We start from the raw sequence: 12,761 nt of genomic DNA on the forward strand, positions 1-12,761 counted from the left end.
CCGCCGGGAAACCCCGGCGGGGCTCCGCCGACTCCGGGCCCGGCCGGGAGCCGGGCGTCACCAGGTCGCCGGGGCAGACGCGTCCGCGGCGAAGACCGAGCCGTCCGGGGCCGACGCGTAGACCCGGCCGGCGACGACCACCGGCGCCGGCAAGGACGCGGCGAACGTGCTCTGGCCGGAGGACATCCGCGGCTCGGTCTGTCCCGCCGGGCGACCCGTCCGCGCATCGACCGCCAGGAGCCGCCCGTCGGGGGCCGTCAGGTAGACCCGCCCGTCGGCGAACACCGGCCGGGACGCGACGGCCAGGCCCGTCTCCAGCCGCCACTCCTCCCTGGCCGCACCGATCGCCGCCAGCCCGCCCGAGGCGCCGAACGCGTACACCACCCCGTCCGGGCCCACCGATGCCTGTGCCTGGTAGAGCGGTGTCGCCAGCTGCACCCGCTTCACGGCGCGCGTGCCCAGATCCACCCGCACGACCGCGTCCGTCTTCGTCTGCACGTCGTTGTCCAGCAGGTAGATCCCGCCCTGCGCCACGCCGGCGGGCTGGAGCAGCCCGGCGGTGCGCATCTGCCAGTGGGTCGAACCGTTCGCCGGGTCCACGGCCATGAGCTGCGTCGACCTGCCGTCGCCGTCCGGCGTCACCACGTACACCGGTCCCACCGGTCCCGCCGGGTCGCCGGACTCCTCCGAGCCGCTCCACCACACGGAGCCCAGGCCGCCGATCTGCTTGGTCCAGCGCGGGGCTCCGGTCGCCGCGTCGAGCGCGGTGACGCTCCCGTTCGCCGCGACGGCCAGCACCAGCGCGCCGGCCGGGACGATGTGCGCCCCACCCGGCAGGCCGCGCCGCCAGCGCTCCTCGCCCGTGGCCGGGTCCCGGGCCTGGAGCAGCTCGCTGCCCTGCGCCACCGCGAGGACGAGCCCGCCCGCGTACAAGGGGGCGTCCTTCGCGGTCCGGGTGCCGGCGGGGGCGTTCGCCGGGACGGACCACATCACCGCTCCGTCCGCCGGGCTGAGCCGGGCCACGGCCAGCCCCGCGCCCGAGCAGTACAGGGCCGCGCCCTGCCAGGAGCAGGCGACGGTCCCCTGGGCCTGCCCCTGTACCGGCCCTCGTCCGCCCAGCGGGACCGCCCACGGCACGAAGGGCTGCGGTGACGGCGCGCCGTGGCCGGACTTCTCCGCGGCGAGCCGTCCCGGGCCGCCTCCCGCGTCGGACGCGAACAGCAGGTAGCCGCCGCCCGCCGCGACCGCCAGCAGCAGCCCGAGCCCGGCCGCCAGGAGCACCCGGCCGCGCCGCCCGCCGCCGGCGCCCGCGGGCGCGACACGGTCCCGCCGGTGGGTGGGCTCCTCGGCCGCGGCCTTCGCCTCGACCGGCGGCCGCGGCCGCGGAACGAAGCTCTGCGTGTCCTCGGAGGTCGGGTACGCCACCGCCCGCATCTCCGCGATCAGCTGCTCCGCGGTGGGCCGGTCGGTCGGCTCCTTCGCCAGGCACCGTGCGACGAGCGGTACGAGCTCCCGCGGCAGCCCGGTCAGGTCGGGCTCGCTGTGCACGACCTGGTACGCCACGAGGTAGTGGCTGTCGGAGTCGAACGGCCCGTGCCCCGTCGCCGCATGGACGAGGACGGCCCCCAGCGCGAAGACGTCCGCGGCCGTGCCCACCTCCCGCGGCCGCTGGAACTGCTCCGGCGCCATGTACGGCGGCGTGCCGATCAGCTTGCCGGTCTCGGTCCGCAGGTCGCTGTCCGCCGGCCGCGAGATGCCGAAGTCGATGACGCGCACCCCGTCGGGGGCCATCAGGACGTTGCTGGGCTTCAGGTCGCGGTGGACGACGCCCGCCCGGTGGATGTCCCGCAGGGCCTCCGCCAGCCCGGCGGCGAGCCGGGCCAGTTCGGCGGGGTCCAGCACGCGCTCCCGTACGCGCTCCGAAAGCGTCGGGGCGTCGATGAACAGGGTGGCCATCCAGGGCCGCTCGGCATCCGGATCGGCATCCACGACGGGCGCGGTGAACGCTCCGCTCACCCGCCGGGCGGCGCCGACCTCCTGCCGGAACCGGGCACGGAACTCCGGATCGACCGCGTGCTCGGCATGAACGATCTTGACGGCGAGTTTCAGCCCCGATCCGGAGGTGGCGAGGTGGACCACGCCCATCCCGCCGGAGCCGAGCACCGATTCGAGCCGGTACTGCCCGGCGTACTCCGGAAAGCCCACGTAGTCCGCGCGCAGCGAATGCACCGCTCACCACCCCCGCCGGAGCCTAGTCGATGCGCCGTACGAATCTCCAAAGGTCCTGCTACCCTGCGCGAGTTGCGCACGGCAACATCCACGGGGGGAGATTTCGCATGTCGGTGGAGAACGATTCCAGCCAAGTCCAGAGCGTTGACTCGGGCTCCGGATTCCCGACGTTCCCGGTCGCGCCGGGCTACCGGGTGAACGTCCGCAGCGGCCCCGGCACCAACTACGCGATCGTGAGCGTCCTGCCGTACGGCGCGTCCGTCGGGATCCGCTGCCAGTCCGAGGGCACCAACGTCTCGGGCCCGTACGGCACGACCGATCTCTGGGACTGCATCGGCAACGGCGAGTTCGTGTCCGACGCGTACGTGAAGACCGGCAGCGACGGCTACGTCACCTCCCGCTGCGGCTGACACCGCCCGCGGCGGCCGCGCCCCGGCCGTGCGCAGGGCCCCCGTCTGACACGTGAGACGACCCCGGCGCGGCAGGCCCGGCGGGGGATAATCGCCGGTGTGAGCGACGACGACCAGCGAGACCAGACCCCCGCCGAGCCGGCCCAGCCGGCCGCGCGGGTTCCTGCGGCGGCCGCGGGGCCCCAGCCCGAGCCGATCCGGTTCTTCGGCACCACCTGGGTGGACCACGACGGCGGCTACGCCCTGCGCCGCGTCGCCATGGCCGCCGGCTCGCTCATCACCGCGGTGGCCGCGGCCGTACTGCTCCGCCTCTCCTACGAGGGCCTGGAGATCGGCGACGTCGGCCCGTTCCTCAGCATCTCCGTCGTCGTCCTCTTCGCGATCGCCAGTTCCATCGCCTTCGTGAAGACCTGGGACTCCTACAAGCGCCGGCCGGCCCCCTCCTCCGACGAGGCCGCCCTCAAGGGCCTGAAGACGATCGGTTTCATCGGCTCCCTCATCGCGTACTTCCTGCGCTGCTTCGCCGAAGCCCCCGGTGAACGGCTCCGCCGCGCCGAGTACGAGCGCGCCACCGCCGAATTCGCCCGCCGCCGCAGCACCCGTACGGGCAATCCGGCCGCGCGCCGCCCCAAGCGGAAGAAGTAGGCCTCGTCCCTCCCGGTGATTGACGCCCCGGCACCGCCAGGAGCATTATTCATCACATGATGAATAATCGAGAGCGGGGAGCCGTCACGGCCCCGGCGGAGGCCACCGCCGCCGCCGTCCACGCCCGCGGCCTCACCGTCCGCCGCGGCACCGGCCGCACCCCCCGCACCGTCATCGACGGCATCGCCTTCGACGTCCCCCGCGGCCGCATCACCGGCCTCCTCGGCCCCTCCGGCTGCGGCAAATCCACCCTCATGCGCGCCGTCGTCGGCACCCAGGCACACGTCACCGGCACCCTCGACGTCCTCGGCCGCCCCGCCGGCCACCCCGAGCTCCGCTCCCGCATCGGCTACGTCACCCAGGCCCCCTCCGTCTACGACGACCTCACCGTCCGGCAGAACCTCGACTACTTCGCCGCCGTCCTCGACCCTGGCCGCGCCGCCGCCGACCGCCGCCGCGACACCGTCACCCGCGCCATCGCCGACGTCGACCTCACCACCCACGCCACCGCACTCGCCGGGAACCTCTCCGGCGGCCAGCGCAGCCGCGTCTCCCTCGCCGTCGCACTCCTCGGCGCCCCCGAACTCCTCGTCCTCGACGAACCCACCGTCGGCCTCGACCCCGTCCTGCGCCGCGACCTGTGGAACCTCTTCCACGACATCGCCACCACCCGCGGCGCCACGATCCTCGTCTCCTCCCACGTCATGGACGAGGCCGAGCGCTGCCACGACCTGCTCCTCATGCGCGAGGGCCGCATCCTCGCCCAGGACACCCCCGACGCACTGCGCACCCGTACGCACTCCGCCACCGTCGAAGAGGGCTTCCTCCGCCTCGTCGACGAGGCCAACGCCACCGCCGCACCCGCCGCGGCACCCGCCGCCGCAGTCCAGGAGCAGAGCCGATGACCGCCACCTCCGCCATCAGCGGCGCCCGCACCGCCGCCACCGCGGCCCGCGTCCTGCGCCAGCTGCGCCACGACCCGCGCTCCATCGCGCTGATGCTGCTGGTCCCCGTACTGATGCTGACGCTGCTGCGCTTCGTCTTCGACGGGAGCCCGCGCACCTTCGACAGCATCGGCGCGTCCCTCCTCGGGATCTTCCCCCTCATCACCATGTTCCTGGTGACCTCGATCGCCACCCTGCGCGAACGCACCTCCGGCACCCTCGAACGCCTCCTCGCCATGCCGCTCGGCAAGGGCGACCTCATCGGCGGCTACGCCCTCGCCTTCGGAGCCGTCGCCGTCGTCCAGTCCCTCCTCGCCACCGGCCTCGCCCTGTGGCTCCTCGGCCTCGACGTCGTCGGATCGCCCTGGCTGCTCCTGCTCGTCGCCCTCCTCGACGCCCTGCTCGGCACCGCCCTCGGCCTGTTCGTCTCGGCCTTCGCCGCCAGCGAGTTCCAGGCCGTCCAGTTCATGCCGGCCGTGATCTTCCCCCAGCTGCTGCTCTGCGGGCTCTTCGCCGCACGCGACACCATGCAGCCCGTCCTCGAAGGCATCTCGAACGCGCTGCCCATGTCCTACGCCGTCGACGGCATGACCCAGGTCCTCACCCACACCGACATGACCGCCGACTTCGTCCGCGACGCCGTGATCGTCGCCGCCTGCGCGCTGCTCGTCCTCGCCCTCGGCGCGGCCACCCTCCGCCGCCGCACCCCCTGACCACGGAGCGGACATCCCCTCGTCATGGCGCGCCCGGGTGCAAGGATGAGGACGTACGTCCTGAAGGTTCGTTCGGCGAGGTGAATCGGGCATGACCCAGACAGTCGCAGTCCTCGGTACCGGCAAGATCGGCGAGGCCCTGCTCAGCGGGATGATCCGCGGCGGCTGGCCCGCCTCCAAACTCCTCGTCACCGCCCGCCGCCCGGAACGCGCCGAGGAGCTCCGCTCCCGCTACGGCGTCGAGGCCGTCAGCAACGCCGAGGCCGCCAAGCGCGCCGACACCCTCATCCTCACCGTCAAGCCGCAGGACATGGGCAAGCTCCTGGAGGAGCTCGCCCCGCACGTCCCCGCCGACCGCCTGGTCATCAGCGGCGCCGCCGGCATCCCCACCTCCTTCTTCGAGGAGCGGCTCGCCTCCGGCACCCCCGTCGTCCGCGTCATGACGAACACCCCCGCCCTCGTCGACGAGGCCATGTCCGTCATCTCGGCCGGCAGCCACGCCACCGCCGGGCACCTCGCCCACACCGAGGAGATCTTCGGCGGCGTCGGCAAGACCCTGCGCGTCCCCGAGTCCCAGCAGGACGCCGCCACCGCCCTCTCCGGCTCCGGGCCCGCGTACTTCTACTTCCTGGTCGAGGCGATGACCGACGCCGGCATCCTCCTCGGCCTGCCCCGCGCCCAGGCCCACGACCTCATCGTCCAGGCCGCCATCGGCGCCGCCGTGATGCTCCGCGACAGCGGCGAGCACCCGGTCAAGCTCCGCGAGGCCGTCACCTCCCCGGCCGGCACCACCATCAACGCGATCGTCGAACTCGAACGGCACGGCGTACGGGCCGCCCTGATCGCAGCCCTCGAAGCAGCCCGCGACCGCAGCCGCGAACTCGCCTCCGGCAACAGCTGACACGGCCCCGGCCACGGCCCGTACGGAGGTACGAGCCGCGGCCGGGGCCGGGCCGGGCAGCCGGCCGGGCCCAGGACTGGGCCGGGTACCGGGCCCGGGACTCGGGCCCGGAATCCCGGGCGGGGCTCAGGGCTCCAGCAGCCCGATCGCCCGGTACGCCCGGTCCACGTGGGGCCGCGCCAGCGCCCGCGCCCGCCCGGCCCCCTCCCGCAGCACCTTCTCCACCGCCGCCGGATCGGCCGCCAGCTCGGCATGCCGCTCCCGCACCGGCCGCAGCACCTCCACCACCGCATCGGCGACGTCCCGCTTCAGTGCCCCGTACCCGCTGTACTCGTCCGCGAGCGCGCCCGGCTCCCCGCCGGTGCACGCGGCCAGCACGTCCAGCAGGTTCGCCACTCCCGGCCGTGCCTCCCGGTCGTAGACGACCCCGCCGTCCCCGCTGTCGGTCACGGCCCGCATGACCTTCTTCCGGATCACCTCGGGCTCGTCCAGCATGAACACCACCCCGGGCCCCGCCCCGCCGGACTTCCCCATCTTCGACGTCGGGTCCTGAAGGTCCATCACCCGCGCGGCCACCTTCGGGAGCGTCACCTTCGGCACGGTGAAGGTGTGCCCGTACCGCTGGTTGAACCGCACCGCCAGATCCCGGGCCAGCTCCACGTGCTGCCGCTGGTCCTCACCCACCGGGACCTCCGCGGTCCCGTACGCCAGGATGTCGGCGGCCATGAGCACCGGATACGTCAGCAGCGAAAGCCGCACACCCTCCCCGGTCGTCTGCGCCCGCGCGGACTTCTCCTTGTACTGGATCATCCGCCGCAGCTCACCGTCGGTGGCGGTGCATTCCAGTACGTACGACAGCCGGGTGTGTTCGTCGACGTGGCTCTGCATGAACAGGGTGCATTTCTCCGGGTCGAGCCCGGAGGCGAGGAACAGCGTCGCCACCTGCCTGCTCAGCCGGCGCACCCGCGCCGGATCGTGCTCGACGGTCAGGGCATGGAGGTCGACGACGCAGAACAGTGCCTCGTCCGGCTCCTGGTCGGCGGCGACCCACTGCCGGATGGCCCCCAGGTAGTTCCCCAGCGTCAGATGCCCGGTCGGCTTGATCCCGCTGAAGATCCTCGTCGTCATGTCCTGTCTCCCTGTCCGTGGCTGGTGTCGGGACCGCCGCTGCGGGCGGCCGAGCCACTCCCGGGAGGGGAGAAACAAGAACGGCCGCCGTAGCGGCGGCCGTGAGCGCATGCGTGCTCGCGTGAAGGTCGGCCGCCGTCAGGCGGCCCACCAGCAAAGGCTGAGCATGAGCGCATGCGTAGTCATGGGCCTCAGGCTAGCCCTTCAGGGCGGTGCCTGTCCTGGAGTTGACACACGAGTCCGAGATCCGTAAGGTTCTTCGAGTTGTCCGACGTGAGCGCCGACTCCGGTCGGTCCCCGGACAGCCATCCCGCACCAACACATTCGAACGAACGACGCACTGTGTCGTCTCGTTTTCATGCGTATTTGCGAATGAGGAATCCGTGTCCAAGGACGCGGCCCCCGATTAGGTTCGGGGGCAAGGAATCCGCTACTGTCTCACTCGCCGCAAGGGCCCAACAGCCCAAGCAGCACAACCCGCTGACTGGGAGTCAGGCCCGAAAGGATCTGATAGAGTCGGAATCGCCGGAAAGGGAAAACGCGAAAGCGAAGGATCTGGAAAGCGAGCAGGACTGACTCTGATAGAGTCGGAAACGCAAGAACGAAGAACGAAAGCCCGGAGGAAAGCCCGAGAGGGTGAGTACAAAGGAAGCGTCCGTTCCTTGAGAACTCAACAGCGTGCCAAAAATCAACGCCAGAAGTTGATACCCCGTCCATTTCGGTGGATGAGGTTCCTTTGAAAAAGTCCTGTCTTTCGGGGCAGGCAACAACACAGCGAGGACGCAGTGGACGGTCGGTCTTATTCCGACATGATCGTCCCGCTCTAAGTGCGTGTGCACCCGATTACGGGTAAACATTCATGGAGAGTTTGATCCTGGCTCAGGACGAACGCTGGCGGCGTGCTTAACACATGCAAGTCGAACGATGAAGCCCTTCGGGGTGGATTAGTGGCGAACGGGTGAGTAACACGTGGGCAATCTGCCCTTCACTCTGGGACAAGCCCTGGAAACGGGGTCTAATACCGGATAATACTCCTGCCTGCATGGGTGGGGGTTAAAAGCTCCGGCGGTGAAGGATGAGCCCGCGGCCTATCAGCTTGTTGGTGGGGTAATGGCCCACCAAGGCGACGACGGGTAGCCGGCCTGAGAGGGCGACCGGCCACACTGGGACTGAGACACGGCCCAGACTCCTACGGGAGGCAGCAGTGGGGAATATTGCACAATGGGCGAAAGCCTGATGCAGCGACGCCGCGTGAGGGATGACGGCCTTCGGGTTGTAAACCTCTTTCAGCAGGGAAGAAGCGAAAGTGACGGTACCTGCAGAAGAAGCGCCGGCTAACTACGTGCCAGCAGCCGCGGTAATACGTAGGGCGCAAGCGTTGTCCGGAATTATTGGGCGTAAAGAGCTCGTAGGCGGCTTGTCACGTCGGATGTGAAAGCCCGAGGCTTAACCTCGGGTCTGCATTCGATACGGGCTAGCTAGAGTGTGGTAGGGGAGATCGGAATTCCTGGTGTAGCGGTGAAATGCGCAGATATCAGGAGGAACACCGGTGGCGAAGGCGGATCTCTGGGCCATTACTGACGCTGAGGAGCGAAAGCGTGGGGAGCGAACAGGATTAGATACCCTGGTAGTCCACGCCGTAAACGTTGGGAACTAGGTGTTGGCGACATTCCACGTCGTCGGTGCCGCAGCTAACGCATTAAGTTCCCCGCCTGGGGAGTACGGCCGCAAGGCTAAAACTCAAAGGAATTGACGGGGGCCCGCACAAGCAGCGGAGCATGTGGCTTAATTCGACGCAACGCGAAGAACCTTACCAAGGCTTGACATATACCGGAAAGCATTAGAGATAGTGCCCCCTTGTGGTCGGTATACAGGTGGTGCATGGCTGTCGTCAGCTCGTGTCGTGAGATGTTGGGTTAAGTCCCGCAACGAGCGCAACCCTTGTCCTGTGTTGCCAGCATGCCCTTCGGGGTGATGGGGACTCACAGGAGACCGCCGGGGTCAACTCGGAGGAAGGTGGGGACGACGTCAAGTCATCATGCCCCTTATGTCTTGGGCTGCACACGTGCTACAATGGCCGGTACAATGAGCTGCGATACCGTGAGGTGGAGCGAATCTCAAAAAGCCGGTCTCAGTTCGGATTGGGGTCTGCAACTCGACCCCATGAAGTCGGAGTTGCTAGTAATCGCAGATCAGCATTGCTGCGGTGAATACGTTCCCGGGCCTTGTACACACCGCCCGTCACGTCACGAAAGTCGGTAACACCCGAAGCCGGTGGCCCAACCCGTAAGGGAGGGAGCTGTCGAAGGTGGGACTGGCGATTGGGACGAAGTCGTAACAAGGTAGCCGTACCGGAAGGTGCGGCTGGATCACCTCCTTTCTAAGGAGCACAGCACCGATTGCAGACAAACGTTCTGCACGGTCAGCTCATGGGTGGAACGTTGATTAGTTGGCACGGTTTCCAAAACTCTCTGTAAGTACTGCTTCGGCGTGGAACACAGTGAAGTGGAGGGGATCGTGCTTGGCACGTTGTTGGGTCCTGAAGGTACGGCCGTAAGGTCATGTCTTCAGTGCCGGCCCCAGTGAACTCGCCAGCTTGTCTGGTGGGGTGATGGGTGGCTGGTCGTTGTTTGAGAACTACACAGTGGACGCGAGCATCTGTGGCCAAGTTTTTAAGGGCGCACGGTGGATGCCTTGGCACCAGGAACCGATGAAGGACGTGAGAGGCCGCGATAGGCCCCGGGGAGCTGCCAACTGAGCTTTGATCCGGGGGTGTCCGAATGGGGAAACCCGGCAGTCGTCATGGGCTGTCACCCACTGCTGAACACATAGGCAGTGTGGAGGGAACGAGGGGAAGTGAAACATCTCAGTACCCTCAGGAAGAGAAAACAACCGTGATTCCGGGAGTAGTGGCGAGCGAAACCGGATGAGGCCAAACCGTATGCGTGTGATACCCGGCAGGGGTTGCGCATGCGGGGTTGTGGGAATTCTTTTGATCGGTCTGCCGGCCGGTCGGCGAGTCAGAAACCGTTGATGTAGTCGAAGGACATGCGAAAGGTCCGGCGTAGAGGGTAAGACCCCCGTAGACGAAACATCAGCGGCTTGCTTAAGAATCTCCCAAGTAGCACGGGGCCCGAGAAATCCCGTGTGAATCTGGCGGGACCACCCGCTAAGCCTAAATATTCCCTGGTGACCGATAGCGGATAGTACCGTGAGGGAATGGTGAAAAGTACCGCGGGAGCGGAGTGAAATAGTACCTGAAACCGTGTGCCTACAAGCCGTGGGAGCGTCGCTGTATGTGCTTGCACATACAGTCGTGACTGCGTGCCTTTTGAAGAATGAGCCTGCGAGTTAGCGGTGTGTAGCGAGGTTAACCCGTGTGGGGAAGCCGTAGCGAAAGCGAGTCCGAATAGGGCGATTGAGTTGCACGCTCTAGACCCGAAGCGGAGTGATCTAGCCATGGGCAGGTTGAAGCGGAGGTAAGACTTCGTGGAGGACCGAACCCACCAGGGTTGAAAACCTGGGGGATGACCTGTGGTTAGGGGTGAAAGGCCAATCAAACTCCGTGATAGCTGGTTCTCCCCGAAATGCATTTAGGTGCAGCGTCGTGTGTTTCTTGCCGGAGGTAGAGCACTGGATAGGCGATGGGCCCTACCGGGTTACTGACCTTAGCCAAACTCCGAATGCCGGTAAGTGAGAGCACGGCAGTGAGACTGTGGGGGATAAGCTCCATGGTCGAGAGGGAAACAGCCCAGAGCATCGACTAAGGCCCCTAAGCGTACGCTAAGTGGGAAAGGATGTGGAGTCGCAGAGACAACCAGGAGGTTGGCTTAGAAGCAGCCACCCTTGAAAGAGTGCGTAATAGCTCACTGGTCAAGTGATTCCGCGCCGACAATGTAGCGGGGCTCAAGCGTACCGCCGAAGTCGTGTCATTGCAGCAATAGGGCCAACGCCCGCTGTGATGGGTAGGGGAGCGTCGTGTGCCGGGTGAAGCAGCAGCGGAAGCTAGTTGTGGACGGTTCACGAGTGAGAATGCAGGCATGAGTAGCGATACACACGTGAGAAACGTGTGCGCCGATTGACTAAGGGTTCCTGGGTCAAGCTGATCTGCCCAGGGTAAGTCGGGACCTAAGGCGAGGCCGACAGGCGTAGTCGATGGACAACCGGTTGATATTCCGGTACCCGCTTTGAAACGCCCAATATCGAATCAGGCGATGCTAAGTCCGTGAAGCCGTTCCGGACCCTTCGGGGAAAGGAAAGTGGTGGAGCCGACGAACCAGACTTGTAGTAGGTAAGCGATGGGGTGACGCAGGAAGGTAGTCCAGCCCGGGCGGTGGTTGTCCCGGGGTAAGGGTGTAGGCCGAGGGGTAGGCAAATCCGTCCCTCATTAAGGCTGAGACCTGATGCCGAGCCGATTGTGGTGAAGTGGATGATCCTATGCTGTCGAGAAAAGCCTCTAGCGAGTTTCATGGCGGCCCGTACCCTAAACCGACTCAGGTGGTCAGGTAGAGAATACCGAGGCGTTCGGGTGAACTATGGTTAAGGAACTCGGCAAAATGCCCCCGTAACTTCGGGAGAAGGGGGGCCATCACTGGTGATCGGACTTGCTCCGTGAGCTGGGGGTGGCCGCAGAGACCAGCGAGAAGCGACTGTTTACTAAAAACACAGGTCCGTGCGAAGCCGTAAGGCGATGTATACGGACTGACGCCTGCCCGGTGCTGGAACGTTAAGGGGACCGGTTAGTGCACTTTCGGGTGTGCGAAGCTGAGAACTTAAGCGCCAGTAAACGGCGGTGGTAACTATAACCATCCTAAGGTAGCGAAATTCCTTGTCGGGTAAGTTCCGACCTGCACGAATGGCGTAACGACTTCTCGACTGTCTCAACCATAGGCCCGGTGAAATTGCACTACGAGTAAAGATGCTCGTTTCGCGCAGCAGGACGGAAAGACCCCGGGACCTTTACTACAGTTTGATATTGGTGTTCGGTTCGGCTTGTGTAGGATAGGTGGGAGACTTTGAAGCAGCCACGCCAGTGGTTGTGGAGTCGCCGTTGAAATACCACTCTGGTCGTGCTGGATGTCTAACCTCGGTCCGTGATCCGGATCAGGGACAGTGTCTGATGGGTAGTTTAACTGGGGCGGTTGCCTCCCAAAGGGTAACGGAGGCGCCCAAAGGTTCCCTCAGCCTGGTTGGCAATCAGGTGTTGAGTGTAAGTGCACAAGGGAGCTTGACTGTGAGACCGACGGGTCGAGCAGGGACGAAAGTCGGGACTAGTGATCCGGCGGTGGCTTGTGGAAGCGCCGTCGCTCAACGGATAAAAGGTACCCCGGGGATAACAGGCTGATCTTCCCCAAGAGTCCATATCGACGGGATGGTTTGGCACCTCGATGTCGGCTCGTCGCATCCTGGGGCTGGAGTCGGTCCCAAGGGTTGGGCTGTTCGCCCATTAAAGCGGTACGCGAGCTGGGTTTAGAACGTCGTGAGACAGTTCGGTCCCTATCCGCTGTGCGCGTAGGAATATTGAGAAGGGCTGTCCCTAGTACGAGAGGACCGGGACGGACGAACCTCTGGTGTGCCAGTTGTCCTGCCAAGGGCATGGCTGGTTGGCTACGTTCGGGAGGGATAACCGCTGAAAGCATCTAAGCGGGAAGCCTGCTTCAAGATGAGTATTCCCACCTCCTTGAGAGGGTAAGGCTCCCAGTAGACGACTGGGTTGATAGGCCAGATGTGGAAGCCCGGTAACGGGTGGAGCTGACTGGTACTAATAGGCCGAGGGCTTGTCCTCAGTTGC

The 12,761-nt window shown here is 66.2% G+C and carries 7 protein-coding genes and 2 rRNA genes; 7 read left to right on the forward strand and 2 right to left on the reverse strand.

Annotation, left to right across the window (positions count from 1 at the left end; translation table 11 throughout):
* Window positions 1-57: 57 nt before the first annotated feature.
* Complete coding sequence (locus OHA65_RS21390) at window positions 58-2,229, reverse strand: serine/threonine-protein kinase (RefSeq protein ID WP_405762296.1); 2,172 nt, start codon at window positions 2,227-2,229, stop codon at window positions 58-60.
* Window positions 2,230-2,336: 107 nt separating this feature from the next.
* Here OHA65_RS21390 and OHA65_RS21395 point away from each other — a divergent pair, with 107 nt between their 5' ends.
* The 5 genes from OHA65_RS21395 to proC all read left to right on the forward strand — a co-directional run bounded on the left by OHA65_RS21395 (window position 2,337) and on the right by proC (window position 5,842).
* Window positions 2,337-2,639: a peptidase gene (locus OHA65_RS21395; RefSeq protein ID WP_328763338.1), complete on the forward strand. Its 303-nt coding sequence runs from the start codon at window positions 2,337-2,339 to the stop codon at window positions 2,637-2,639.
* Between the two features lie 99 nt (window positions 2,640-2,738).
* Window positions 2,739-3,284, forward strand: coding sequence for a hypothetical protein (locus OHA65_RS21400; RefSeq protein ID WP_371644412.1), 546 nt, complete (start codon window positions 2,739-2,741; stop codon window positions 3,282-3,284).
* Window positions 3,285-3,340: 56 nt separating this feature from the next.
* On the forward strand, window positions 3,341-4,189 hold the full coding sequence (locus tag OHA65_RS21405; protein ID WP_327284720.1) for an ABC transporter ATP-binding protein: 849 nt from the start codon (window positions 3,341-3,343) through the stop codon (window positions 4,187-4,189).
* Window positions 4,186-4,941 carry an ABC transporter permease gene (locus OHA65_RS21410; RefSeq protein WP_328763339.1) on the forward strand — a complete coding sequence of 252 codons (756 nt, stop codon included), beginning with the start codon at window positions 4,186-4,188 and terminating at the stop codon, window positions 4,939-4,941. The genes OHA65_RS21405 and OHA65_RS21410 overlap by 4 nt, the downstream gene beginning before the upstream one ends.
* Before the next feature lie 91 nt (window positions 4,942-5,032).
* A complete protein-coding gene (proC, locus tag OHA65_RS21415; protein WP_327284722.1) occupies window positions 5,033-5,842 on the forward strand; it encodes a pyrroline-5-carboxylate reductase in 810 nt (269 codons plus the stop codon).
* Between the two features lie 126 nt (window positions 5,843-5,968).
* Here proC and trpS read toward each other — a convergent pair whose 3' ends face one another.
* Window positions 5,969-6,970, reverse strand: a complete 1,002-nt coding sequence (gene trpS, locus OHA65_RS21420) for a tryptophan--tRNA ligase (protein WP_328763340.1) — start codon at window positions 6,968-6,970, stop codon at window positions 5,969-5,971.
* An 856-nt stretch (window positions 6,971-7,826) separates the two neighbouring features.
* Between trpS and OHA65_RS21425 the strand changes: the two genes are divergently transcribed.
* Together OHA65_RS21425 and OHA65_RS21430 are read left to right on the forward strand one after the other, a co-directional pair.
* A 16S ribosomal RNA gene (locus OHA65_RS21425) occupies window positions 7,827-9,350 on the forward strand.
* Window positions 9,351-9,632: 282 nt separating this feature from the next.
* Window positions 9,633-12,755: ribosomal RNA gene (locus OHA65_RS21430) — 23S ribosomal RNA — on the forward strand.
* Together the 16S and 23S rRNA genes form the textbook arrangement of a ribosomal RNA operon.
* The last annotated feature ends 6 nt before the right edge of the window (window positions 12,756-12,761 follow it).

This window comes from Streptomyces sp. NBC_00045 (assembly GCF_045041095.1).
GTDB lineage: Bacteria > Actinomycetota > Actinomycetes > Streptomycetales > Streptomycetaceae > Streptomyces.